Origin of the sequence: Devosia sp. 63-57 (assembly GCF_001899045.1) — a bacterium.
Lineage (GTDB): Bacteria > Pseudomonadota > Alphaproteobacteria > Rhizobiales > Devosiaceae > Devosia > Devosia equisanguinis.
In genome coordinates, this window is sequence record NZ_MKUY01000005.1 from 361687 (window position 1) to 386291 (window position 24605).

Annotated in this window: 21 protein-coding genes and 1 tRNA gene; 3 read left to right on the forward strand and 19 right to left on the reverse strand. The window is 63.3% G+C overall.

The window, feature by feature from the left end; genetic code table 11:
• Positions 1 to 2 precede the first annotated feature (2 nt).
• Positions 3 to 1025 (forward strand): DNA polymerase III subunit delta, encoded by a 1023-nt coding sequence (gene holA, locus BGO80_RS10065; protein WP_286721262.1) that lies wholly within the window; start codon positions 3 to 5, stop codon positions 1023 to 1025.
• Here holA and pdxR read toward each other — a convergent pair.
• A complete protein-coding gene (gene pdxR, locus BGO80_RS10070; RefSeq protein WP_286721264.1) occupies positions 1022 to 2503 on the reverse strand; it encodes a MocR-like pyridoxine biosynthesis transcription factor PdxR in 1482 nt (493 codons plus the stop codon). The genes holA and pdxR overlap by 4 nt on opposite strands.
• Positions 2504 to 2602: 99 nt before the next feature.
• Here pdxR and BGO80_RS10075 point away from each other — a divergent pair, with 99 nt between their 5' ends.
• Complete coding sequence (locus BGO80_RS10075; protein ID WP_286721266.1) at positions 2603 to 3811, forward strand: benzoate/H(+) symporter BenE family transporter; 1209 nt, start codon at positions 2603 to 2605, stop codon at positions 3809 to 3811.
• On the opposite strand, the gene BGO80_RS10080 is transcribed toward BGO80_RS10075, so the two are convergent.
• The 17 genes from BGO80_RS10080 to BGO80_RS10160 form a co-directional block, all read right to left on the reverse strand.
• Entirely contained in the window at positions 3808 to 4875 is a 1068-nt protein-coding gene (locus BGO80_RS10080; RefSeq protein ID WP_286721268.1) for an ATP-binding protein, read from the reverse strand. The genes BGO80_RS10075 and BGO80_RS10080 overlap by 4 nt on opposite strands.
• A complete protein-coding gene (locus BGO80_RS10085; protein ID WP_286721270.1) occupies positions 4868 to 5551 on the reverse strand; it encodes a response regulator in 684 nt (227 codons plus the stop codon). Before BGO80_RS10085 ends, BGO80_RS10080 begins: the two co-directional genes overlap by 8 nt.
• 54 nt (positions 5552 to 5605) lie before the next feature.
• Positions 5606 to 7384, reverse strand: coding sequence for an ABC transporter ATP-binding protein (locus tag BGO80_RS10090; protein ID WP_286721271.1), 1779 nt, complete (start codon positions 7382 to 7384; stop codon positions 5606 to 5608).
• Positions 7377 to 10511, reverse strand: a complete 3135-nt coding sequence (locus BGO80_RS10095; RefSeq protein WP_286721273.1) for a multidrug efflux RND transporter permease subunit — start codon at positions 10509 to 10511, stop codon at positions 7377 to 7379. Before BGO80_RS10095 ends, BGO80_RS10090 begins: the two co-directional genes overlap by 8 nt.
• A 15-nt stretch (positions 10512 to 10526) precedes the next feature.
• Positions 10527 to 11678, reverse strand: a complete 1152-nt coding sequence (locus BGO80_RS10100; protein WP_286721275.1) for an efflux RND transporter periplasmic adaptor subunit — start codon at positions 11676 to 11678, stop codon at positions 10527 to 10529.
• A 54-nt stretch (positions 11679 to 11732) separates the two neighbouring features.
• Positions 11733 to 13115: an efflux transporter outer membrane subunit gene (locus BGO80_RS10105; RefSeq protein WP_286721277.1), complete on the reverse strand. Its 1383-nt coding sequence runs from the start codon at positions 13113 to 13115 to the stop codon at positions 11733 to 11735.
• Between the two features lie 171 nt (positions 13116 to 13286).
• The gene (locus BGO80_RS10110; protein WP_286721278.1) at positions 13287 to 14459 is read right to left on the reverse strand and encodes an acetyl-CoA C-acetyltransferase; all 1173 of its coding nucleotides are present in this window, start codon (positions 14457 to 14459) and stop codon (positions 13287 to 13289) included.
• Positions 14460 to 15116 carry a 3-oxoacid CoA-transferase subunit B gene (locus tag BGO80_RS10115; protein ID WP_126150066.1) on the reverse strand — a complete coding sequence of 219 codons (657 nt, stop codon included), beginning with the start codon at positions 15114 to 15116 and terminating at the stop codon, positions 14460 to 14462.
• Positions 15116 to 15829, reverse strand: coding sequence for a CoA transferase subunit A (locus BGO80_RS10120; protein WP_286721280.1), 714 nt, complete (start codon positions 15827 to 15829; stop codon positions 15116 to 15118). Before BGO80_RS10120 ends, BGO80_RS10115 begins: the two co-directional genes overlap by 1 nt.
• A 13-nt stretch (positions 15830 to 15842) precedes the next feature.
• Positions 15843 to 16814: a branched-chain amino acid ABC transporter permease gene (locus BGO80_RS10125; RefSeq protein ID WP_286721282.1), complete on the reverse strand. Its 972-nt coding sequence runs from the start codon at positions 16812 to 16814 to the stop codon at positions 15843 to 15845.
• A complete protein-coding gene (locus tag BGO80_RS10130) occupies positions 16814 to 17701 on the reverse strand; it encodes a branched-chain amino acid ABC transporter permease (RefSeq protein WP_286721284.1) in 888 nt (295 codons plus the stop codon). Before BGO80_RS10130 ends, BGO80_RS10125 begins: the two co-directional genes overlap by 1 nt.
• 54 nt (positions 17702 to 17755) lie before the next feature.
• Complete coding sequence (locus BGO80_RS10135) at positions 17756 to 18952, reverse strand: ABC transporter substrate-binding protein (RefSeq protein ID WP_286721286.1); 1197 nt, start codon at positions 18950 to 18952, stop codon at positions 17756 to 17758.
• Between the two features lie 45 nt (positions 18953 to 18997).
• Complete coding sequence (locus BGO80_RS10140; protein ID WP_164550321.1) at positions 18998 to 19726, reverse strand: ABC transporter ATP-binding protein; 729 nt, start codon at positions 19724 to 19726, stop codon at positions 18998 to 19000.
• Complete coding sequence (locus tag BGO80_RS10145; protein ID WP_286721288.1) at positions 19719 to 20483, reverse strand: ABC transporter ATP-binding protein; 765 nt, start codon at positions 20481 to 20483, stop codon at positions 19719 to 19721. Before BGO80_RS10145 ends, BGO80_RS10140 begins: the two co-directional genes overlap by 8 nt.
• Positions 20480 to 21265 (reverse strand): 3-hydroxybutyrate dehydrogenase, encoded by a 786-nt coding sequence (locus BGO80_RS10150; RefSeq protein ID WP_126150071.1) that lies wholly within the window; start codon positions 21263 to 21265, stop codon positions 20480 to 20482. Before BGO80_RS10150 ends, BGO80_RS10145 begins: the two co-directional genes overlap by 4 nt.
• A 168-nt stretch (positions 21266 to 21433) precedes the next feature.
• A complete protein-coding gene (locus BGO80_RS10155; RefSeq protein WP_286721291.1) occupies positions 21434 to 22840 on the reverse strand; it encodes a sigma-54 interaction domain-containing protein in 1407 nt (468 codons plus the stop codon).
• 173 nt (positions 22841 to 23013) lie between these two features.
• Positions 23014 to 23103, reverse strand: a tRNA-Ser gene (locus BGO80_RS10160).
• A gap of 108 nt (positions 23104 to 23211) precedes the next feature.
• On the opposite strand from BGO80_RS10160, the gene BGO80_RS10165 reads away from it, so the two are divergent.
• Positions 23212 to 23655, forward strand: coding sequence for a gamma-glutamylcyclotransferase family protein (locus BGO80_RS10165; protein ID WP_286721292.1), 444 nt, complete (start codon positions 23212 to 23214; stop codon positions 23653 to 23655).
• A gap of 68 nt (positions 23656 to 23723) precedes the next feature.
• On the opposite strand, the gene BGO80_RS10170 is transcribed toward BGO80_RS10165, so the two are convergent.
• Entirely contained in the window at positions 23724 to 24599 is an 876-nt protein-coding gene (locus BGO80_RS10170) for a ParB/RepB/Spo0J family partition protein (protein ID WP_126150074.1), read from the reverse strand.
• Between the last annotated feature and the right edge of the window lie 6 nt (positions 24600 to 24605).

A 24605-nucleotide genomic window follows, 5' to 3' on the forward strand; every position in this document is an offset into this window, starting at 1 on the left:
GCATGACCGCACTCAAGGCTCATGAGGTGGCGCGCTTTCTGGCGCGCCCCGATCTCGGCGAGGGGATTTTCCTCGCCTATGGGCCCGACGGCGGCTTGGTGCGCGAAACCGCTCAGCGGCTGATCCGGCATCTGAGCGGCGACGACCCAGCCTCAGCCAATGTCACCATTTTCGACGGGCCGGAACTGGCTGCCGACCCGTCGCTATTGGTGCTGGAAGCACGCTCTGTGTCGCTGTTCGGCGGCAAGCGCATCATCCGTGTGCGCAATGCCACCAAGGCGCTGGTCATGCCGCTGACCCAGCTGCGCGACGATCCCGGCGGCACCGCCATTGTGCTCGAAGCCGATAATCTCCCCCCACGCGACGCCCTTCGCGCGCTGGTGGAAGCGGCCAAGCTCGGCCGCGCCCTGCCCTGCTATCCCGACAGCGACGAGACGCTGACGGCGCTGATGCGCGAGACCTTCAATCAGGCCGGCATCCGCATCGAGACCGATGTGGTCCCCACCCTGCGCGAAATCCTCGGCAATGATCGCGAAGTGACGCGGCGCGAACTCGAAAAACTCACCCTCTATGCCGCGAAGAGCAAGGCGCTGACCCGTGAGGAGGTGCTGCTGCTCTGCGCCGACAATGGCGCGCTGGCCATCGACGCCATTCTCGACGCCACCGGCGGCGGCCATGCCGAAAAACTGGAGCTGGCGCTCAATCGCGCCATCGCCGCCAATATCAATTCCCAGCAATTGCTGGTCATGCTCTCCAACCACTTCGCCAATCTGCGGCGCTGGCGCACCGAGGTAGACGCCGGCAAGGCGCCGCGCGCGGTCTTGGACGGGTTGAAGCCCAAGCCGCATTTTTCCCGCAGCGGCGCGCTTGAACAGCAATTGCGTCTATGGACCGATACCAGCCTCGCCACGGCCGTGGAACGACTGTTGCAGGCCACCGCCGATTCGCGCCGCCGCCCGCATCTGGCCGAAACCCTTTTGCGCCGCACCGCCCTGGCGCTCTGCATGCTGGCCGCGACACATTAACGCGGACGCATAGCCGCAAAGGTCTGTGCCAGCCTCAACACCGCCGTTTCGAGCTCCTGCGGCGTATAGGCGGCAAAGCCCATCATGAAGCCCACCCGCCCCTCGCCCCCGGCATAAAGCGCCGAAAGCCCCAGCAGCTGGAAACCCGCTCTTCGCCCGGCTGCGACGGCAATCTCCTCGTCTATGCCCGGTTTCAGCATGCAGGCCAGCTGCAGGCCCCCGGCGGGGACCTGCGGCTCCACCCAGGCGCCAAGATGCTGGCGCACCAGCGCCACCAGCACATCGCGCCGCTGCGCATAGACGCCGCGCATGGCCCGCACATGCGCTCCGAAATGCCCGCCCTCCATGAAGCGCGCAAGCGTCAATTGCGCAATTACAGCGGTGTGGCCGTCCATGAGGCTGCGGGCATTGGTCATCGGCTGCACCAGCGCCGGCGGCAAAACCACATAGCCGATGCGCAGGCCGGGAAAGAGCGACTTGGTGAAGGTGCCGATATAGAGCGTGCGCTCTTGCCGATCGAGACCCTGGACGCAGGCGGTCGGCCGCCCCTCATAGTGAAACTCGCTGTCATAGTCGTCCTCGATGATCCAGGCCTGGTGCTGTGCGGCCCAGTCGATCAGGGCCAGCCGCCGCTCCAGCGTGAGGGTGGCCCCTGTCGGGAACTGATGCGAAGGCGTGAGAAAAACCGCACGCGCTGCCTGGGGATCGGCAAGGATCGGCTCCACGACGATACCCTGGCTGTCCACCGCTATCGGCACCGTCTCGACCCCGGCCGCCGCGAACGCCTTGCGGGCCCCGTAATAGGCCGGGTCCTCGATGAAGAGACGCTCGCCAGGATCGAACAGCAGCAGCGCGCACAGCATCATCGCCTGTTGCGAAGAGGTGAGCACCAGAACCCTGTCGGCACTGGCCCGGGCGCCACGCTCGAGATTGATATAATCGGCTATGGCACGCCGCAGTGTCTCGCTCCCCTGCGGATCGCCATGCAGCAGCGCCCGGCTACCGCTCTCCTTGAGCACCTGCCGCTCCAATCGCTCCCACAGCGCCAGCGGAAAGCGCCTGGTATCGGGCACGCCATGGGCAAAGGGAGTAGGGGCCTGCGTCTCCCGCACCCCGCCACTCTCGAACAGCGCCGAACCGCGTCGGCTGAGCCGGGCCGGTCCGGTGCCGCCGACTGGCCCGATCCGCCGCGGCCGGGAAAAGTCGTCAATGGCGGCAACGGAACTGCCGCTGCCCACGCGCCGCTCGATGAAGCCTTCGGCATGAAGCTGGGCATAGGCAGCCTCAACGGTATCGCGCGACACGCCCAACGACCGGGCCAGGGCGCGCGATGCCGGCAAGGGCTTGCCTGCCCCAAGCGCTCCATCCAACACCAATTGCCTTATCGCCCTATGAATGCGCGCATAAAGCGGCAGTCCCGCATGGTCAGGATGAAGCAGCGCTGCCTGCACCGAGGCAAGTTGGGAATGCTTGAACAAATGGTCTGGCTCATAACGATGAAGTGGCGGGGCTTATCAGTCCAATAGGGCGCTAGAGGTCAAGCCCTCTTCGCCAACCTCCTTGTTCCGGAGCCTACCTTGACCACCGCCCACGCCGCCAGGCCGACCCGTATCGGCCCCCATGACCTACTCCACCCCATAGTCGCGGGGCTCATCTCGGTGATCGTCAATTATGGCGGCACCTTCATTCTGGTGTTCCAGGCGGCGCGGGTTGCCGGCCTCAGCCCCGCGCTCACCGCGTCCTGGGTGTGGTCGGTATCGATCGGCGTCGGCCTCACCGGGCTTTATCTCAGCTGGCGCTATCGCGAGCCGATCATCACCGCCTGGTCGACTCCGGCAGCGGCATTTCTGGTCACTGCGCTCGCCACCACCAGCTATGCCGAGGCCGTGGGCGCCTACATGCTCTCGGCCGCCGCCTTTGTGGTCTTGGGGCTGTCCAGCTATTTCGATCGGGTTATCCGCCTCATCCCGCCCGGCATCGCCTCGGGATTGCTCGCCGGCATCCTGCTGCAATTCGGCATCGGCGCCTTTGCCGGCGCCAGCCTTGATCCCGTACTGGTGACGCTGCTCATCGTCTCCTACCTGGTGCTGAAGCGATTTTCGGCGCGCTATGCAGTGGTCGGCATCCTGGTGATCGGGCTCGCTTTCCTGCTGGCCCAGGGGCGCGTCGACCTTTCCGGCCTGCAATTGCAACTGGCCATGCCAGTCTTCACCCTGCCCGCCTTCAGCCTCAATGCGACGCTGAGCATCGCCCTGCCGCTGTTTCTGATCACGCTCACCGGCCAATACATGCCGGGCATGCTGGTGCTGCGCAATGATGGCTTCAAGACCAGCGCCGATCCCATCGTCACCGTGACCGGGCTGGGCTCGCTGCTCATGGCACCCTTCGGCTCGCACGCCTTCAACATCGCCGCCATCACCGCCGCGATCGCCACCGGTCGCGCGGCCCATGAAGACCCTTCCAAACGCTGGATCGCTGGCATTGCTGCAGGTTGCTTTTATTGCCTCGTCGGCGTGTTCGGGGTGACCCTGGCTGCCGTGTTCATGGCATTTCCCGCCAGTTTCATCACCACCCTTGCCGGACTGGCGCTGCTCGGCACCATCGGCAACAACCTTGCCAATGCGGTCGCCGATCCGGCGTCACGCGAGGCTGCGCTCATCACCTTTCTCGCCTCCGCCGCCAATATTACCCTCTTCGGTATCGGCGGCGCCTTCTGGGGCCTGATCATCGGGCTGATCGCACACACTATCCTCAACGGCAAACTGCCCAGGCTCAAATCCACCTAGTCGGGGATGCGTGCGGGCAGCGTGATGGTGACAGAGGCCCCGCCGCCAGGGGCATTATGGAGGCGGACCTGGCCGTCATGGGCATGCACGATTGCCCGCACGACCGACAGGCCCAGTCCGCTCCCACCCTTGTCACGGGCCCTCGACTCCTCGTCGCGCCAAAACGGTTCGAAGCCCTGACGCAGCGCTGCATCGGTGAGGCCCGGCCCGCTATCGGTAATGGTCAAAACTGCGTTGCCATGCTCGAGCCCCGTGGCGATGGTGAGACGCGTTCCCGGCGCGTAGCGCATGGCATTGTCTATCAGCGCAAGCAGGACCTGGCGGAATCTGGCCGCATCCGCCAGCACCGGGCTGGACCGCAGATCAAGGCTCAGCGTCATGCTCCTGGCCTGCAGCGCCTCTACCGAAAGATCAGTAACGTCACGGGCAATCAGTGCCAGATCGACATTGGTGACCGAAAGCTCCAGCGAGCCGGCATTGAACAGCCCCAATGTGCGCAAATCCTCAACAATGCGCGTCATACCATCGACCTGAGCGATCAGCAGGTCGATCAGATCATCGTCGAGTGCAAACACCCCGTCAGCCACCCCTTGCAGCCGACCCTTGAGGATGGTCAGCGGCGTGCGCAATTCGTGAGCGGCCGCCGAATTTGAAAACCGAAGCTCCGCCTCGGCGCGTTCGAGCCGCTCGGCCATCGCATTGAAGTCGGCCACGAGCCGAGCCGATTCGCCAAATCCCTGGATGCTCGGATTGGCGCGGGCGGTGAGATCACCTGCAGCAACGGCGCGGATGGCACGCGCGACTTCCAGCAGGGGAACGACGATGCGCCGTGACAGCCAGGCACCGCCGATTGCACCAAGTGGCAGGGCGATCAGCAGCGTCAGCAGCAGGTAGCCCCAATCGAGCCAGGACCAGAGGGCATCGGTTTCCGAGGCTTGCGGGAACAGCATCTGCGCCATTTCGAAATAGGCAGGGAAGCTGAAATAGGCGACCAGCGCCACGGCGGTTGCCAGGGCGACGGCGACAAGACCGATCTGCAATGCAGTGCTGACGGGCTTAGCCATGCGGCGCATCCAGGCGATAGCCGACACCTCGGACACCGATGATCAGGTCGGGCATTCCCGCCGTGCACAGCTTGCGGCGCAGATTACTCATATGGCTGTCGACCGTACGGTTCATTGCCTCGCCTTCCGGCAGGCAGGCGTCGATCAACTCGCTGCGTTCGAAGACCCGGTTTGGTGAACGGGCCATATGCTCGAGCAGCCGGTATTCCGTGCGCGTCAGCGTCAGGCTGATCGGACCCACATGTGCCGTCATGGCGTCGCTGTCGATACTGAGCGAACCCAGCCGCAATACCGCGCTGGAGCGCCCCCCGGCGGTGCGCCGCAGAATGGCGCGAGCTCGCGCCACCACTTCGAGCGGATTGAAAGGCTTGACCACATAATCGTCCGCGCCCAGCCGCAGGGCCTGCAACTTGTCCAGATCCTCGGCCAGAGCCGTCACCATGAGCACCGGCGTATCGTCGGTGCTGCGCAGGGCCGCAAGGGTTTCAAAGCCGTCCATCTTCGGCATCTTGACGTCCAGCACCACCAAATCGGGTTTGAGGCGCTGGTGGTGGGCGAGGCCGATATGCGGATCGGTCGCGGTGACAGTGCGGTAGCCATCGCGCTCGAAATAGGCCTGCAGGATGCGGACGATTTCGACATCGTCCTCGATGATCAGGATGAGCTGGTTGTTCATGATATTGGGGCCTTCCCCATCATTGGCGGGCATTCGTCTGCGAACGACACGAGCTCAACCAATGGACGCCAGCTGGCGATAACGGCCATTTGCGGCGATGAGCTGATCATGGTTTCCCATTTCCACGATACGTCCTTGTTCCAAAACCACGATCTGGTCGGCATGGCGCACCGTCGACAGGCGATGCGCGATTGAAACGACAGTGCGATTGTGGCGCGCGGCAAGAGCGGCGGATAGTGCATTTTCCGTTTGCGGGTCGAGCGCGCTGGTCGCCTCGTCGAGTAGCAATATCGTTGGATCACGCAGGATCGTGCGAGCCAGCGACAATCTCTGGCGTTCGCCACCCGAAAACTGATAGCCGCGCTCGCCCACTTCGGTCCTAAGACCCTGGGGAAGGCTCGCCACCTTTTCGCTCAGCTGCGCCAGCTCGAGCGCCGATCGCAGTTCGGCCTGGCTTGCCTCCGGCTTGGCGAAGCGCAGGTTCTCCTCGATGCTCGCGTTGAGCAGGAAGGGATCCTGGGTCACGACGCCCAGCAGCTGCGACAGACTCTCGAAGCTCATATCCCTGAGATCGATGCCATCCAGTGTCACTCGGCCGGAATCCGGATCGTAAAGCCGGGCAATGAGGTAGCCGAGCGTGCTCTTCCCCGATCCAGTGCTGCCGACAATTGCGGTATGCGTACCCGCAGCAATGCGCAACCAGATATGATCGAGCGTCTGCCGCTCCGACGCGGGATAGGCGAACGAGACATTTTCGAAGCAGATTTCGCCCCGTATTTCACCAGTGTTCAAGCTGACTGGGTTTGCCGGCTCGACCAGTGTCGGCTTGGTGTCGAGAGTGCCGAAGACGCGCGTCAACAGGGCACGGGCTTTACGCAATTCCACCCGCGCTTCAAACAGCTCGAGCAGCGGCCACAGCAATTGTTCCTGCAAGGCGATCAGCGCCACCAGCGTGCCGATGGAGACACCCAGACCCTGCGCCAGCATCAGGCCACCGACAAGAAAGGTCAGCGCCGGCAAAATATCGAGCGCGAACATGATGATGGCGATTTCCCACTGGCCCGCCGTATGCGAGCGCAGTTCAAGGTGCGCCACCTCGGATGATTTCTGCCGGAAAAGGCGGTTGAGATGGCGGGCCCGCCCCATAGTGCGGGCGAGAATGAACCCTCCGGCTGACAGCGATTCGGTGACCGTCGCCGACATGTCGGCAATGCGCTCCTGCTGCTGGAAGGTGATGCGTTCACGCAGCCCCGCAACGCGATTGTTGAGCCAGAGCAGGACCGGCATGAAGCCGAGCGAGGCCAGGGCCAGCCGCCAGTCGAGCAGGATCATGGCCACCATCGTCGTCAGCACCACGCTGACATTGCGCGCAACATCCGTAGCGGTGTTGGTGAACAGCGATTGCAGCCCGGTAATGTCGCTCGACATGCGCGATTGCACCTCTCCCGTGCGGGCGGTGGCAAAAAAGGCCAGCGAGAGCGACTGCAGGTGCTCGTAGAGCTTTACCCGCAGCTCATGCATGATCTGCTGGCCAATATGGGTCGAGACATAGGCCTGCAGCACGCTGGCGACCGCCGCCAGCACCGCGACGCCCAGCAACCCGCAGCAGAGCCAGACGAGCAGAGTGGTATCCTTGGCAGGCAAGGCATCGTCAACAATGGCGCGCATCATGAACGGTGTCGTCGCTCCGGCAATCCCCGCGATCACGATCAGACCAAGGACAACCAGCACCCCCCTGCGGTGGGGACGAAACAGCCCGAATACCCGCCGCCACGGCGTATGCTGGCGCGCCGAGGCCTCATAGGCTGCGAAGTCGTCATCATTTTCATGCATGGTCTGGCCTTTCCGCGTCACGTGCGGCCGCAACGGCCCTACCCGGTTTGCGACCGAAGATTGACATGACGACGAAATAGAAGACCGGTACGAACAGCAGCGCGAAAATCGTTGCCGCCACCACCCCGCCCAGCACGCCGGTGCCGAGCGCCTTCTGGGTTTCCGCGCTGGCCCCATGGGCATGCACCAGCGGCATGACGCCAAGGGCGAATGCCAGTGACGTCATGACGATCGGGCGGATGCGCAATCGGCCGGCCTCGACGATGGCGTCGCGCAGCGTCCAGCCTTCATGCAGCTTGGCCTTGGCGAATTCGACGATGAGGATGGCGTTCTTGGCCGAAAGGCCGATGACGGTGATCAGGCCGACCTTGAAGAACACATCATTGGACTGACCACCGATCTGCACCGCCGCCACCGAACCAATGACCCCGAGCGGCACCATCAACATGACCGAAAGCGGCACGGTCCAGCTTTCATAGAGCGCGGCGAGAACCAGAAACACCACCAGCATCGAGATGGCGATAAGCATCGGCATCTGCGCGCCGGACTGACGCTCCTGCAGCGATTCCCCGGTCCATTCGATGCCAAAGCCCTCCGGCAGCGCTGTCACCAATTGCTCGACTTCGGCCATGGCCTGGCCATTGGAGACCCCCGACTTGCCCTCACCCTGGAGCGATGTCGCCAGATAGCCATTGTGGCGGGAAATCTGCGCCGGAGCGCTGTTCCATTTCGCCGTGACCACTTCGCTGAGCGCCACCATGCCGCCCTTGTCGTTCCGCACGAACAGCTTGAGGACATCGTCGACATTCATGCGGTAGCGGGCATCGGCCTGCACGATCACCTGCTGCAGCTTGCCGCCATTGGAGAAGTCGCCGACATAGCTCGAGGTGATCGCTGTCGACAGCGTGTCGCTGATCGACTGGAATGCCACGCCCAGCGCCTGCGCCTTGTTGCGATCGATCTCCAGTTCGACATTGGGCCCATTGGGCAGGCTGTTCTGGTAGAGGCTCGCCAGTCGCGGCGACTGGGCAGCGGCGGCGAGCAACTTCTCCTGCGCCGCAAGCAGCGCCTCCAGGCCTTTGCCGCCGCGATCCTGCAGCACGAAGCTGAAGCCTGAACCACCGCCGAGTTCCTCGACCGGCGCCGGCAGCGCCACCATCACTGAGCCCTCGGGGATATCGGCCATGGTCGTGGTCATGGCCGCAACCTCGCCACTGGCCGGCAGGTGCGCACGCTCTTTCCAATCCTTGAGTGTGACGAACGCCATGGCGGCGTTCGAGCCGGTCCCCATGAAGCTGAAGCCGTTGATCAACAGATTGTCTTGCGTGGCTTCGCGCTTGAGGACTTCGCTATTGAACAGGTCCGTGACCTTGGCGGTCCGCTCCTGCGTGGCGCCGGCTGGCAGCGTGATCGAGACGGTGTAGTTGCCCTGATCCTCGTCCGGCATGAAGGCCGAGGGGATCTGCGGGAACCATACGGCGAGCGCCACCACCAGCACGCCATAAAGCGCCATCATGCGACCGCCACGTCGCAACAGCCCGGCAATGGTCTTGCCGTAACCATGAGTCACCCGCTCGACACCCTTGTCGAACAGGGCGAAAGGCAACCACTTCTTCTTGTGGTGATCCACCGGCTTGAGCAGAGTGGCGCAAAGCGCCGGCGTCAGGGTGAGCGCGAGGAAGGCCGAGAACAGGATGGATACCGACATCGACAGGGTGAACTGGCGATAGATGGCGCCCACCGACCCGCTCGCCAGACCCATGGGGATAAACACCGCCACGAGCACGGCAGTGATGCCGATCACTGCGCCGGTGATTTCCTTCATCGCCTTGCGCGTGGCATCCCTGGGCGACAGACCCTCGCTCGCCATGATGCGCTCGACATTTTCGACCACCACAATGGCGTCATCGACGATGATGCCGATCGCCAGCACCATGCCGAACATGGTGAGCACGTTGATGGAATAACCCGCCAGCAGCATCACCGCGAATGTGCCAAGCAATGCCACTGGGGCGACGATGGCCGGAATGATCGTGTACCGCACGTTCTGCAGGAACACGAACATCACCGCAAAGACCAGGGCCATGGCTTCCAGGAGCGTGTAGATCACCTTTTCAATCGACACCTTGATAAAGGGGGAGGTGTCGAACGGCAGCGCATAGGACATGCCCTCCGGCATGGACAGCTTGAGTTCGGCCAGACGCGCCTTGACCGCATCGGCCGTTGCGACCGCATTGGCACCGGGCGAAAGCTGGATGGCCGCCCCGGTTGCCTGGTTGCCGTTCTGTTGCATCGCGAAGCCGGTGGTCTGGGCACCGATTTCCACACGCGCCACATCGCTCAGCAATACGGTAGCGCCGTTGCGCTCGCCCTTGATCACCAGCTTGCCGAAATCTTCGGCGGTGGTGAGGTCGCTGCGCACGCTGAGCGGCACGGTGATCGCCTGGCCGGGCACGGTCGGCCCTGCCCCGAGCTGGCCCGGCGCAATCTGCAAATTCTGTCCTTGGATTGCGGCGGTCACGTCCGAAAAGCTGAGACCGAGCATTTCGAGCTTGAGCGGGTCCACCCAGATGCGCATGGCCTTTTCGGTGCCGAACGATTGCAGGCGCCCTACCCCTTTGATGCGCTTGAGCTCGGGCACGATGTATTTGGCGAGATAGTCTTCGAGGTCGAGCGCCGAGAAGCGCTTGCCTTCCGATGTCAGCGTCACGATTGCCAGGAAGCCCGACGTCGCCGATTCAACGCTGAGCCCGCCCTGGCGCACCAGAGCCGGAAGCCGCGGCTCCACAGCTTTGAGCCGGTTCTGCACGTCAACCATGGCCAGTTCCGGATCGGTGCCGGGCGCGAAGGTCAGGTTTATGCTGGCGGAGCCGGTGCTGTCGGCAGAGGAACTGAAATAGAGCAGGTTTTTCACACCCGTCAGCTCGCGCTCGATCGGGATGACCACGCCTTCATTGACGGTTTGCGCTGGCGCGCCGGGATAGCTGGCCGACACGCTGACGCTGGGTGGGGCAATGGAGGGGAAGCGCGCCACCGGCAGCTGGGGAATGGCGATGACGCCGAACAATACGATGAAAGCGGCCACCACCCACGCAAAGACGGGGCGATCGATAAAGAACTGAGGCATTGTGCTCGCCTGGAATTAAGGGGAGGTGACCGGCGCCGCAGCAGCGTCGGAGTGTGGTTGGCCAAAGGCCATGCTCCGCACCGGGCCGGCAGCAGAGAGCTTGTCCTGCCCCTCCACGACGAGGATCTGGCCCGGTTGAAGCCCGGCGCTGACGATGTATTGACCCTCAACCAATTCGCCCAGGACGACCTCTGCCGGCGTTGCAACACCATCGGTGCCGACGACGAAGACGCTGGGCGCACCAAGCATGTCGCGCACCACCGCCTGTTGCGGCACGCTGACGGCGTCCGGATAGATGCCGCGCGGCACCCGCGCCCGCACATACATGCCGGGGAGCAGCCGACGATCCGGATTATCCGCCCGCGCCCGCAGCCGCACATTGCCGGTGCCTTCATCGACGCTGATATCTGAAAACAGCGCCTTGGCGGCAATGACGCCGTCATCGCCTTCACCCAGAAGAATGTCGATGGGAATAGCGCCGGCCTGCTGCAGGCCACCGCTTTTTGCCAGGCTGCGCAGATGTTCCAGTCTCGAGGCCGGCTGGCGAATGTCAATGTTAACACTGCCTATTTGCTGGATGGTGGCGAGTCCCACCGTACTGGTGCTTTCGGCCAGCATGCCTTCTCCAACGGAAGCCGCGCCGATCTGCCCGTCGATCGGAGCCTTGATCGTAGCCAGGTCGAGCAACAGTCGCGCCTTTTTCAAAGCCGCCTCGGCCTGCGCAACATCGGCAGAAGCCTGGGCGTGCTGCGACCGCGTCAGGTCGAAAGCCTGATCGCTGATATTGCTGCTCGCCTTGAGCGCTTGCGCCCGATCGAGTTCGGACGCGGCCTGGCTGAGTGCCGCCTGGGTCTTTTGCAGCGTCGCCTCAGCGCTGGCGACATCGGCCGCATAGGATGCGGCGTCGAGCACAAATAGCGGCTGCCCCATTTTCACCTCGCTGCCTTCCTCAAACAGGCGGCTGACAATGAGCCCGCTGACTTGCGCCCGCACCTCGGCGGTCCGCAAAGCCGACACACGGGCAGGCAATTCGTCCCAAACGGTGACGGAGCTGGCTTTGAGCTCGATGACCGATACGAGCGGGGCTTCGGCTGCAGGTGGCTGAGCGGGCTGGTCCTGTGCGCTGGAGCAGGCGGCAAGGGCCAGTGCCAGCAGCGCAGTCGGCAAGAAACGAAATGTCGAGGAAATCATGATGCTACCCGGAAAGATATGGTCGTGCGGTCAGCGGGACGCAGTGGCGGGCATGGACGGCGAACCGCCCAAGACGCGGAAGATCTGCACCTCGGTGACCAGCTGATCGAGCCGGTTGGCGGCCACGGCTCGGGCTGCCGTGCGGCTGCGCTCCTGCGCATCAAGCCAGATGCGCAGGGCCACAGAACCGGCGCGATAGCGTTCCTCGGTCAGCTTGTCGGCAGCCTCAGCCGCTTCGAGCGCGGCACGCAGGCGCCTGGCCTTGTCATTGAGCGCGGTGCGGGCGCTGAGCGCCGTGCTGGTATCGCTGAAGGCGGTAAGCAGTACCGATCGGAATTCGGCAACGGCGATCTCGTAATCCACCTCCGAGACTTTGACCCGCAGCTCGCCGTCGCGAAAATTGAGAAATGGCAGGACAATGCCGGCGCCCAGAGTCGCCACGGGATTGGACAGAATCTGCAGGAGGTCGCTGCTGGCGGCCCCCAGATTGCCGGTGAGGCTGATCTGCGGATAGAGGCTGGCCCGCATGGTGTCGACCGCGCGGAGAGATGCCCGCAGACGCAGTTCGGCAGCCCGCAGGTCGGGCCGGCGCGCCAGCAGCTCGGCAGGGAGCCCGGCCGTGATCCGCATCGGCGTCTGGCGCGGCAGATGCTGGGGCTCGACGACCGGATTCGCCCCCCCATTGAGCAAGACAAAAAGGGCATTGCGCAACACGACGCGGTTCTGCTCGAGATCGGCAAGCGCCGCGGCCTGGCTTTCGAGCGTCTGTCGAACCTCGGCCAATTCGAGCGCCGTGGCCGCACCTGCAGCAGCCTGGCTTTTCACCAGGTCCTCCACCTGTCGCGCAATCTCCAGTGAGGCCCGGGCCGCGGCCAGATCCTGGTTGACGAAGGCCAGCCGCCAATAGGTTTCGATGGTCGCGGCAACCACTGTGGTGCGCGCCGCCTCCACATCCTCGATCGATGCCGCAGCCTGCAGACTGGCCATGTCCTGAGCGCTGGCCAGCCGACCCCAGAGGTCCAGCTCATAGGACGCACCAAGGCCGGCAACAAAGCTGCTGCTCGCCGCATTGCCATCGCCCAGCGGAAAGCTGCGCTGCGCTGTTCCGCCGCCAGTAGGGACTGGAAACTTAGTGACGCCGGCCAGCTCCGCCTGCAGCAGCGCCTTGCGTACCCGGAGCGTCGCAGCAAAAAGATCGTTGTTGTTGCCTAGGACCGCCTCGACCAGCTGGTCGAGCTTGGGGTCGCCAAAGCTCCGCCACCAGCCGATCGCGGCCGAGGGTTCGGCAACCCCAGCACTTTGCGTCCAAGCCGGTGCAGCCGGGAGAGCCGGCCGCATATAGGGCGTCGTTAAACTCGAACACCCTGCCACCAAGGCGGCAGGCAGCAGCAGCGCGAAGCGAAGAGACGACATGGCCAACCAGATGATCCCAAAAGCGACCGACGTCCGGCCGCCCTCTAACCATCAGGCGCATGTGCAGCAATTATCGAGAAACGGTGCAGATTGCGTGCAGACCGAACCGGCGCGACGCGCAAGCGCCCTGCAACGGCTCGTGGACTGTATCGGTGGGTATGTGTCGCCTCGTCAGGTTTCCAGGCACATGGCAACGCCCATGCCGCCGCCAATGCAGAGTGTGGCAAGCCCACGGCGAGCATCTCGCCGCATCAGCTCGTGCAGCAGCGTGACCAGCACGCGAGCTCCGGACGCGCCAATAGGATGGCCGATGGCGATGGCGCCGCCATTGACATTGACCCGATCCGGATCCCAGCCCATCTGCTGGTTCACGGCACAGGCCTGCGCGGCAAAGGCCTCATTGGCTTCGACCAGGTCGAGGTCAGAGACGGCCCAGCCGGCCTTGTCGAGCGCCTTGCGCGAAGCGGGGATAGGTCCGGTGCCCATCAGGGCCGGGTCGACGCCGGCGGTGGCCCAGGACGCAATGCGGCCCAGTGGCTTCAAACCACGGCGCGTCGCTTCATTGGCATGCATGAGCACGACTGCCGCCGCGCCATCGTTGAGGCCGGAGGCGTTGCCAGCCGTGACGGTCCCGGCCTTGTCGAAGGCAGGCGAGAGCTTGCCCAGCCCCTCGGATGTGGTTTCGGCGCGAATATATTCGTCGCGATCGACGATCAGATCGCCCTTGCGCGAACTGACCGTTACTGGCGCGATCTCATCAACGAAGCGGCCTGCGGCCTGCGCGGCTGCAGCCTTGCGCTGCGAGGCCAGAGCAAAGCCATCCTGCTCGTCGCGGCTGATGGAATAGGCCCTGGCGACATTTTCAGCGGTGATGCCCATATGATATCCGCCCATGGCATCGGTCAGGCCATCCGACAGCATGGTATCGACCAGGGTGACCGGACCCATCTTGGTGGACTGGCGCAGGTTCTGGCAATGCGGCGACAGGGACATCGATTCCTGCCCTCCGGCCACCACGATCCCGGCATCACCGCACAGGATTTGCTGCATGCCCATGGCAATTGCGCGCAGGCCGGAGCCGCAAACCTGATTGATCCCCAGTGCCGTCGCATGCTGCCCGATTCCGGCGGCCAGCGCCGCCCGTCTTGCCGGATTCATGCCCTGTCCCGCCGCCAATACCTGGCCCAGGATAACCTCGTCGACATCAGCCGCCGACACGCCGGCACGCGCCAGCGCGGCGGCGATGGCAGTGGCGCCGAGCTGATGCGCCGGCACGCTGCCGAGGGCACCCAGAAAGCTTCCAACCGGCGTCCGCGCCGCGCCTACAATGACGATATCGGTCATTTAATTGGCCCCTTGGTCCAGGCCGATCTCGAACCGGGCCTCTGTCTTTGCTGCAATTTCATCGAGCGTCACGCCATCTGCCAGTTCTACCAGCACCAGCTTCGGCGGCCCGCGTCGGGCGATGGTGAAGACGCCGAGATCGGTGATCACCAGATCGGCGCAGCGCTGTCCGGTCAGCGGCAGAGTACATTGGCGCAACAGCTTGGATTCGCCCTTGGCTTCGTGCTCCATCACCACCACGACGCGCTTGACGCCGGCCACCAGATCCATGGCGCCGCCCATACCCTTGACCATCTTGCCGGGGATCATCCAGTTGGCGAGATCGCCATTTTCGGCCACTTGCATGGCACCGAGGATGGAGAGGTCGATATGACCGCCGCGGATCATGCCAAAGCTGTCGGCACTGGAGAAGAAACTGGTCTGGGGCAGTTCGGTAATGGTCTGCTTGCCGGCATTGATGAGGTCCGCATCCTCCTCGCCCTCGAGCGGGAAAGCGCCCATGCCGAGCATGCCGTTCTCGCTCTGGAGCGTGACGTCGATATTGTCCGGGATGTAATTGGCCACCAATGTCGGGATGCCGATGCCGAGATTGACGTAAAAGCCGTCTTCCAGCTCGCGTGCGGCGCGGGCCGCCATCTGGTCGCGGGTCCAGGCCATCAGGCAATCTCCTCGATGCGGGGACGGGTGGTGCGCTGCTCGATATGCTTGAGCGGATTGGGCACGTGCACGAGGCGTGACACGAAGATGCCCGGCGTATGGATGCTGTCGGCCTCGATCTCGCCGGTGGGCACCAGATGCTCGACCTCGGCAATGGTCAGCTTGCCGGCAGTGGCCATCATCGGGTTAAAATTGCGGGCCGTCTTGCGGTAGACAAGATTGCCCTCGTGGTCGCCCTTCCATGCGTGGACGAGGGAAATGTCGGCGACAAGGCCCCGCTCCATCACGAACATTTCGCCGTCGAATTCCTGCACCGGCTTGCCCTCTGCAATGACAGTGCCCACGCCGGTCTTGGTGAAGAATGCCGGTATGCCGGCGCCGCCAGCGCGGATGCGTTCGGCCAGCGTGCCCTGCGGGTTGAATTCGAGCTCGAGTTCGCCGGAGAGATATTGCTGGGCGAACAGCTTGTTCTCGCCCACATAGGACGAGATCATCTTGCGGATCTGTCGGCTCTCGAGCAGCGTGCCCAACCCGATGCCGTCGACACCGGCATTGTTGGAGATGACGGTGAGGTCGCGCGCGCCGGATAAGCGGACCGCCTCGATCAGCGCCTGAGGAATGCCGCAGAGGCCGAAGCCGCCGGACATGATGGTCATGCCATCGCGGAGCGCGCCGGCAAGGGCGTCGACGGCGCTCGAATAGACTTTCTGCATCGGATTACTCTGCCTAAAGGGGTTTCTTGAGCCAACGGGAAATGACGCCGACAATGCCTTCGCGGAACAGCAGCACGCTGATGACGAAGATCACGCCCTGCAACACGGTGACCCAGGCGCCGAAACCGGCGAAATAGTTCTGCATGGTGACGATGACACCGGCGCCGATCAGCGGCCCGAAAATCGTGCCCATGCCACCCAGCAGCGTCATCAGCACCACCTCGCCGGACATGCTCCAATGCACGTCGGTCAGCGATGCAAGCTGGAACACCAGCGCCTTGGTCGCCCCGGCGAGGCCGGCAATGCTGGCCGACATGACGAAGGTGGCGAGCTTGTAGCGATTGACCTTGTAGCCCAGCGACGTCGAGCGCGCCTCGTTGTCGCGAATGGCCTTGAGCACCTGGCCGAAGGGCGAGTGGATGATGCGATAGATCAGCAGCATGCCGCCGACGACGATGGCCAGCACCACGAAGTAGAAGGTGAGGTCGCGGCTGAGGTCGATCACCCCGAAAAGATGGCCGCGAGGCACGGCCTGGATACCGTCTTCGCCGCCGGTAAACGGCGCCTGGATGCAGAAGAAATAGACCATCTGCGCGAAGGCAAGCGTCACCATGGCGAAGTAGATGCCCTGTCGACGAATGGCGAGCACACCGATCAGCAGCCCCAGAACCGCCGCCGCGGCAGTGCCGAGCAGGATGGCCAGCTCGGGCGTCAGCCCCCAGACCTTGGCGGCATGGGCCGACACATAGGCAGCAATGCCGAAAAAGGCGGCGTGGCCGAAGGACAGCAACCCGCCAAAGCCGAGCAGCAGGTTCAGCGCACTGGCAAACAGGGCAAAACACAGAACCTTCATCAGAAAGACCGGATAAAGCACGAACGGCGCCACCAGCAGCAGGGCGACCATGCCCAGGAAGATCAGCACATGGTGACGCGGCACGCCGACAGATGCATTGGTGACGACTGCAGGCTGAGTATCGACGGCCATTATGCAGCCCTCCCGAACAGGCCGGCGGGCTTGACCAGCAGCACCAGCGCCATGACGACAAAGACGGCGACCGAAGAGGCTTCGGGATAGAAGACCTTGGCCAGGCCCTCGATGATGCCGAGGCCGAAGCCGGTGAGGATGGCACCCAGGATCGAGCCCATGCCGCCGATGACCACAACGGCAAAGACGACGATGATGAGATCGGCACCCATATTGGGGTTGACCGAATAGATCGGGGCGGCGAGCACGCCAGCCAATGCGGCAAGCGCCACGCCGAAGCCATAGGTCAGCGTGATCATGCGTGGCACATTGATGCCGAAAGCACCCACCAGATCCGGGTTTTCCGTGGCGGCGCGCAGATAGGCGCCGAGCCGCGTGCGTTCGATGGCAAACCAGGTCCCAAGACACACCACCAGCGAGGCCAGTACGACCCACCCGCGATAGGTGGGCAGGAACATGAAGCCGAGATTAGTGCCGCCTGCCAGTTGCGAAGGGATGGAATAGGGCAGACCAGACACACCATAACCATTGCGGAACAAGCCCTGGATGATCAGCGCCAGACCGAAGGTCAAAAGCAGGCCATAGAGATGATCGAGCTTATAGAGCCGCGAGATCATCAATCGCTCGACCACTATGCCCGTCGCGCCGACCACAATGGGCACCAGCAGCAGCGACCACCAATAATTGATGCCGAGATAGGTCATCAGCATCCAGGCCACGAACGCACCCATCATATACTGGGCGCCATGGGCGAAATTGATGATGTTGAGCAGCCCGAAGATCACTGCCAGGCCCAGGCTGAGCAAGGCGTAGAACGATCCGTTGATCAGCCCCAGAAGGAGCTGGCCGAACAGGGCCTGTGGTGGAATGCCGAGAAGCTCGAACATGACGGTTCCTTGCTGGCGGGATGCGCGCCGGGGCCCGCATCCCGCAGAATTGAACTACTGGACCAGGGCGCAGCCGCCTTCTTCCATCGGTCGGAAGGCCTGATCGGCAGGAATAGTGGCCAGCAGATCGTAATAGTCCCAAGGACCACTCGATTCGCCCGGCGCCTTGACCTGGAACAGGTACATGTCGTGGATGGTCCGGCCATCCGCACGGACCGCCCCCTGGCCCATCAGCGGATCGGAAGTGGGCGTGGCCTTCATCGATGCCATCAGGTCAGCCGTGACCTTGCCGTCTGTGGCCTCGACGGCCTTGAGATAGTGCAGCACGCTCGAATAGACGCCGGCCTGAACCATGGTCGGCTTCTTGCCCCCGCTCTGGGCTTCGAAGCGTTCGGACCAGGCACGGGTTTCGTCATTGAGGTCCCAGTAGAAAGCTTCGGTCAGCACCAGACCCTGCGCCGCATCAAGGCCGAGCGCATGCACGTCGGTGATGAAGATCAAGAGGCCCGCCAGCGACTGGCCGGCCTGGGTGATTCCGAACTCGGCGGCCTGCTTGATGGCGTTGACCGTATCCCCGCCAGCATTGGCAAGGCCGATGACGTCGGCGCCCGAAGACTGGGCCTGCAGCAGATAGGACGAGAAATCGGTGCCCGGGAACGGGTGACGGGCAGTGCCCAGCACCTTGCCGCCGGCGGCTTCGACCACCTTGGTGGTTTCCTCTTCCAGCGAATGACCGAACGCATAGTCAGCGGTGATGAAGAACCAGTTCTTCTTGCCCTGCTCGACCATGGCGCCGCCCGTGCCCTTGGCCAGGGCATAGGTGTCATAGGTCCAGTGGATGGTGTTGGGCGAGCACTGCGCGCCGGTCAGCGCCGTCGAACCGGCGCCGGAATTGATAAAAATCTTGTCCTTTTCGCGGGTGACTTCCGACACGGCCAAGGCGGCCGACGAGGTGGGCACGTCCACGATCAGGTCGACGCCATCGGTATCGTACCACTGACGGGCAATGTTGGAGGCCACGTCGGGCTTGTTCTGGTGATCGGCCGAGATGATCTCGACATTGATACCCTTGTCGGCCACACCGAAATCCTCGACCGCCATGCGTGCGGCGATCACCGAGCCCTCGCCGGACAGATCGGCATAGATGCCGGAGCGGTCGTTGAGCACGCCGATCTTGACGTCGACGGCCATCGCCGTGCCGGTCATCAGTGTGGTGGCGAGCGCTGCCACCAGCAGTTTGTTCAAAGTCATAGTCGGTCTCCTCCCGATTTGCCTTGGCCCGTTGCGGGCAGCTGATCAGACGCCCAGATAGGCGTGTAGTTTGGCTGTATTGGCCGCCAGCTCGGCATTGGGAATCATGTCGATCACCCTGCCCTGTTCGACCACGTAATGCCGATCCGCGACCGAGGCCGCGAAGCGGAAGTTTTGTTCCACCAGGACAATGGTGAAGCCCTGACCCTTGAGCATGGCCAGTGTCCGGCCGATCTGCTGCACGATGACCGGGGCAAGGCCCTCGGTGGGTTCGTCGAGCAGCAGGAACTTGGCGCCGGTGCGCAGGATGCGGCCGATGGCCAACATCTGCTGCTCACCGCCCGACAGCTTGGTGCCCTGACTGCCCAGCCGCTCGCGCAGATTGGGAAACATGTCGAGCACCTGTTCGCGGCTGAGCCCGCCCGGCTTGACCATGGGCGGCAGCATCAGGTTCTCGTCCACCGACAGCGACGAAAAGATGCCACGCTCCTCGGGACAATAGGCAATGCCGGCCTTGGCGATATGGCGTGGCGGCAACCCCACCAGTTCACGACCGGCAAAGCTCACCGAGCCCTGGCGGCGGGGCAGCAGGCCCATAATGGCGCGCAGGGTACTGGTCTTGCCGGCACCGTTGCGACCCAATAGCGTCACCACCTCGCCGGCATGGACGTCGAAGTTTATGCCATGCAGCACATGGCTTTCGCCGTACCAGCCCTCAAGATTGCGGACCGCGAGTTCGGGCGCGGCAGATGCTGCAAGGGCCGGGCTATTCATGGCCGCCTCCGATATAGGCTTCGATGACCTTGGGGTGCTGGGAGACGTCGGCATAGCTGCCTTCGGCCAGCACTTCGCCGCGGGCGAGCACTGTGATGCGGTCGGAAAGGTCGGCAACCACGGACAGATTGTGCTCGACCATCAGGATGGTGCGATTGGCCGAGATACGGCGGATCAGGGCAGAGATGCGGGTGACATCTTCCTGCGCCATGCCCGCCATGGGCTCGTCGAGCAGCATCATCTCGGGCTCAAGGGCCAGCGTGGTGGCAATTTCGAGAGCCCGCTTGCGCCCATAGGACAGATCGCCGGCCTGGGCATGCGCCAGATCGGCCAGGCCCACTTCCTCGACCCGGCGCATGGCCTCGTCGTCGAACTGGGCCAGCACCTTTTGCGGCCGCCAGAAATCGAAGCTGTCGCCACGGCGGCGCTGCAGGGCGATGCGCACGTTTTCCAGCACGGTCATCTGCGCAAAGACCGCCGAGATCTGGAATGATCGGACGACCCCGAGCCGGGCAATGGCCGCCGGCTGCAGGGCGGTGATATCGCGGCCGTTGAAGGTGATACGGCCCGAACTGGGCTGCAGGAATTTGGTCAGCAGGTTGAAACAGGTGGTCTTGCCGGCGCCATTCGGGCCGATCAGCGCGTGGATGCTACCGCGCCGCACGTCGAGATCGACGCCGTTGACGGCGGTGAAGCCGGCAAAGCGCTTGGTCAGGCCGCGCGCGGAGAGGATGGTGTCTTGGGCCGATGTGGTCATTTGGCGGTCCAGCCTCCGTCGATGGAAATGGTGGTGCCGGTGATCGAGCGCGCCCAATCCGAGCAGAGATAGGCTGCCATCTCGGCGATTTCCTCGGGCTGGACGAACTGGCGGGTAGGCTGGGGCGCCAGGATGACTTGGCGAACCACGTCGTCCTCGCTCAGATTGTGCACGCGCGCCTGATCAGTCACCTGGCTTGCCACCAGGGGGGTCCAGACATAGCCGGGACAGATGGCATTGACGGTTATGCCCTTCTCGGCCACTTCGAGTGCGACTGACTTGGTGAGGCCGACCACGCCATGCTTGGTGGCCACATAGGCCGACTTGTAGGGCGAGGCACGCAGCCCATGGGCCGAGGCGATGTTGATGATCCGGCCCCAGCCGCGTTCGGACATGCCCGCAAGGGCGCCGCGAATGGTGTGAAAGGCTGAATCAAGACTGACGGCGATGATGCGGTTCCAGTCTGCGGCTGGCAGCTGCTCGACCGCGGCAACCTTCTGAATGCCGGCATTGTTGACCAGCACATCAAGGCTGCCCAGATCGGCAATCACGTCCTGGCTGAGCCGATAGCTTTCATGCTCATCGGCGAGGTCTGCCTGATGATAGACGATGCGGCCAGAAGACACGGCCTGAAGATCCCCAAGCACCGGGGCCACAGCCGCCTCCGGCTCGAAGCTGTTGATCGCCACATCATAGCCCAGACCGGCAAGTCGGCGCGCAATGGCCAGGCCAATCCCGCTCGTCGACCCCGTCACCAATGCAGTTCGCTTAGGCGCGCTCACTCCATCTCCATCCCTGTCGTTGCGGATCTTGATCGACCCGGCATCTTTGCAGGATGTCTTGCAGCTTTCGTGCCAGTCCCGGTTTTGCTGGACTTTTGTCCGGCGGCCGCTGCCGGACTGTCCGAAAATCAGGACAATATCGAACAGATGTCCGGTCAGCCGGACAGATCAGAGGTCGTGTCGCTTCGCCTTTTCGTAAAACTGGGAGCGCGAAATACCCAAGTGGCGGGCTGCGGCAGACTTGCTGCCATTGGCGGCGGCGATGGCATCGATCAGCGCCTGTCGCTCCGCCTCGGCGATACGGCCAGAAAGGCTGGGCGCGGTGCTGGACACTCGCCCACGGAGCTGCGGCAAGGCCCGGCCAATCAGCGCGCCGTCGATGCTGTCTTCCGGTGCCATGGCTGCCGCGCGTTCGAGCACGTTGCGAAGTTCGCGCACATTGCCGGGCCAATCGTGTCGGGCGAGGCACTCCACCGCATCCGCTGCCAAAATCCAGCCGGTTTGCCCCTCCTGGCCGGGGATTTGCTCGAGCAGGGTGGTGGCGATGACCTCGATATCGTCAAGACGCTCCCGCAGGGGCGGAACGTGAATGGTCAGCACGGCGATGCGATAATAAAGGTCCGATCGAAAGCTCTTGTCGGCCAGGCGCTCGGACAGATTTTGCGAGGTGGCGGCAATGATGCGCACATCCACCTTTTTGACCGTATTGGAGCCCAACGCTTCAATTTCCCCTTCCTGCAGCGCCCGCAACAGCTTGGCCTGAAGGGCGGCGGGCATGTCGCCGATCTCGTCGAGAAACAGCGTGCCGCCATGGGCCAGTTCGAACTTGCCCTTGCGCGGCTTGCGATCGGCTCCGGTGAATGCCCCGGGCGCCACGCCGAAGAACTCGGCTTCCAGCAGGGCCTCGGGAATAGCCGCCACATTGACCGCCACGAATGGACCCTCGGCCCGGTCGGACTGCTGATGCATGGCATGCGCCAGCAATTCCTTGCCGGTACCTGTTTCCCCTTCGATCAACACGGCACCATCGCGCAGCGCAAAGCGGCGCACCATCGCCTTGAGCTCGCGCACCGTGCCGCTATTACCGACAAAACTCGACAGCGTGTACTTGGTCTGTCGCTCGCGTGTCAGCGCTGCCTGGGCGCGGCTGAGTTGCCGTTGCAGCGCGGCAAACTTGTCGAGGATCGGCGCCAGATAATCGACATTGTCGTAAAACACGAAGCCGATAGCGCCTTCAACATTGCCCTGCTCATCCTTGAGCGGGATGCGGCACACCACGAACTGGCGATCGTCGAAATCCATGATGTCGAGCAGGATCGGACGGCCCGTCTGCACCACTCGTCGCAGCAGCGAATGGGGGATGACCTGCTCGACACTGAGGCCGATCGGGTCAAATTCCGCATCCAGTTTCAAAAGCTCGCGATAGCGTTTGTCGATCCAGGTGATGCGCGTATCGAGATCGACCGCGATGGCACCGGCGAAATATTCCCGCAACAAGCCGAAGGAACGCACCGCGTGCTCGATATTGACCTGGCGCGGCATATGCTGATCGTTTTCCTGGGCCTCGCCGGTCACATTCCGATCCTCCTGCGACAAGCCTAGCGCGTCCAGGCCTGTCCGGGCAACCGTACACTCCATCGCGCCGCCTTGCGCGACCAATCTCAGACGCAGCAAAGGCAAAAGGCGTGCGCCGTAACGCCCCGCTTTTCCGCCGAGACGCTTGTTGAGCCTTATCGGATTTGGTGAAGTGGCGGAGAGAGAGGGATTCGAACCCCCGATAGAGTTGCCCCTATGCCGCATTTCGAGTGCGGTGCATTCAACCGCTCTGCCATCTCTCCGCGAGATCGAAAGCGCCTTGGAGAGGCGCGGCTGGTCGATACGGGCGGCTTATGGCATAGCAAAGGCGCGGCTGCAACACCCATGAACGCAGAGCAGGATAAATTCGCATGGCCAACGCTACGCTATTCGCCTATGGCACCCTGCAGGATGCGGATATTCTCGCCGCTGTACTCGGGCGGCAGCCGTCAGCCGGGGATTTTCAACCAGCCTACGCCCCCGGTTTTAGCGCAGTCTACTATCCTGGGCGGGTTTATCCGGCTTTGGTTTCCCGTGAAACGGGCATGGCGCAGGGTCTGTTACTGGCCGGTCTTTCCGGCGACGATCTTGCGCTTCTCGATGCCTTCGAAGGCGATGAATACCTGCGGGCCAGCATAAAAGTCTTGGTCAGGGGCGCGCGTGTGGAGGCACAGGCCTATTTTCCCACACTGGCAATTGCAGCCAATGCCGCAGACTGGTCTTTGAACACGTGGACCCAACATCACAAGGCCATGGTCATCGGCGCAGAGCGAGGCCTGGCCGCTGAAATCAGGGCCAGGCTCGCCGACAACTAGGGCGCCACTTCGATGACCGATGTGAACAGTGCTCACAATCGGTAAGTTATGAGTTGCAAATAGGCGGCCTAAAAATTGGACCGACCGGTGAGGCGCAGGCAGAGGTCATCGAGCTGTTCGAGCGTCTTGTAGCGAATCTCGAGCTTCCCGCCGCGCTCCGAATAGTTGAGAGCAACGGTTAGCCCCAGGGCGTCAGCGAGCCGACGTTCCAGGGCCTGGGTGTCGGCATCCTTGCTGGCTTCGGCGGGCACTGGGCGCTTCTGGGGCAGTTCCCGCTGCTGGCTCAAGGCCTCGGCATCACGAACCGATAGCCCTTTGTCGACGATCTGTCTTGCCAATGCGGCCGGGTCTTCCACCGTGATCAGGGTGCGTGCGTGACCTGCGGTCAGCGTGCCGCTCGCCACCATGCTGCGCACTTCCTCGGGCAGGCGCAACAGGCGCAAAGTGTTGGCGACATGCGACCGGCTCTTGCCGATCACCTGCGCGAGATCTTGCTGCGTATATTCGAACTGCTCGATGAGCTGGCCATAACCCATTGCTTCTTCAAGCGGATTAAGGTCGGCGCGCTGCACGTTCTCGATAATGGCCAGCTCGAGCGCTTCCTTGTCATCGACCTCACGCACGATGACAGGAACATCGTGCAGCCCCGCCTTTTGCGCTGCGCGCCACCGCCGTTCGCCGGCGATAAGCTCGAAGACATTGGGATCATCGGTCGGCCGCACCAGCAGCGGCGACATGACGCCCTTTTCACGAATGGAATTAGTCAGCTCCTCAAGCTGATCGGCATCAAAGGTCCGCCGCGGATTGGCACGATTGGCGATGATGAAATCGACGGGAAGGCGCTTACCCGACGACGACTCGGTGACCCGCGCCCCTTCCATAGAGGCCATGTCGCCAATCAGCGCCGCGAGCCCACGCCCCAATCGTGTCGGTTTGTCGGTCATCATCGT

What these genes read in the sequence shown, in the direction of transcription:
- BGO80_RS10110 (WP_286721278.1), bottom strand. Translation starts at nt 14,459, where the DNA reads ATGACCGATATCGTCATTGTAGGCGCGGCGCGGACGCCGGTTGGAAGC.
- BGO80_RS10085 (WP_286721270.1), bottom strand. Translation starts at nt 5,551, where the DNA reads ATGAACAACCAGCTCATCCTGATCATCGAGGACGATGTCGAAATCGTC.
- BGO80_RS10170 (WP_126150074.1), bottom strand. Translation starts at nt 24,599, where the DNA reads ATGACCGACAAACCGACACGATTGGGGCGTGGGCTCGCGGCGCTGATT.
- BGO80_RS10080 (WP_286721268.1), bottom strand. Translation starts at nt 4,875, where the DNA reads ATGGCTAAGCCCGTCAGCACTGCATTGCAGATCGGTCTTGTCGCCGTC.
- BGO80_RS10135 (WP_286721286.1), bottom strand. Translation starts at nt 18,952, where the DNA reads ATGACTTTGAACAAACTGCTGGTGGCAGCGCTCGCCACCACACTGATG.
- BGO80_RS10120 (WP_286721280.1), bottom strand. Translation starts at nt 15,829, where the DNA reads ATGCAGAAAGTCTATTCGAGCGCCGTCGACGCCCTTGCCGGCGCGCTC.
- BGO80_RS10130 (WP_286721284.1), bottom strand. Translation starts at nt 17,701, where the DNA reads ATGTTCGAGCTTCTCGGCATTCCACCACAGGCCCTGTTCGGCCAGCTC.
- BGO80_RS10125 (WP_286721282.1), bottom strand. Translation starts at nt 16,814, where the DNA reads ATGGCCGTCGATACTCAGCCTGCAGTCGTCACCAATGCATCTGTCGGC.
- BGO80_RS10105 (WP_286721277.1), bottom strand. Translation starts at nt 13,115, where the DNA reads ATGTCGTCTCTTCGCTTCGCGCTGCTGCTGCCTGCCGCCTTGGTGGCA.
- BGO80_RS10090 (WP_286721271.1), bottom strand. Translation starts at nt 7,384, where the DNA reads ATGCATGAAAATGATGACGACTTCGCAGCCTATGAGGCCTCGGCGCGC.
- BGO80_RS10140 (WP_164550321.1), bottom strand. Translation starts at nt 19,726, where the DNA reads ATGAATAGCCCGGCCCTTGCAGCATCTGCCGCGCCCGAACTCGCGGTC.
- BGO80_RS10145 (WP_286721288.1), bottom strand. Translation starts at nt 20,483, where the DNA reads ATGACCACATCGGCCCAAGACACCATCCTCTCCGCGCGCGGCCTGACC.
- BGO80_RS10165 (WP_286721292.1), top strand. Translation starts at nt 23,212, where the DNA reads ATGGCCAACGCTACGCTATTCGCCTATGGCACCCTGCAGGATGCGGAT.
- BGO80_RS10115 (WP_126150066.1), bottom strand. Translation starts at nt 15,116, where the DNA reads ATGGCCTGGACCCGCGACCAGATGGCGGCCCGCGCCGCACGCGAGCTG.
- BGO80_RS10095 (WP_286721273.1), bottom strand. Translation starts at nt 10,511, where the DNA reads ATGCCTCAGTTCTTTATCGATCGCCCCGTCTTTGCGTGGGTGGTGGCC.
- holA (WP_286721262.1), top strand. Translation starts at nt 3, where the DNA reads ATGACCGCACTCAAGGCTCATGAGGTGGCGCGCTTTCTGGCGCGCCCC.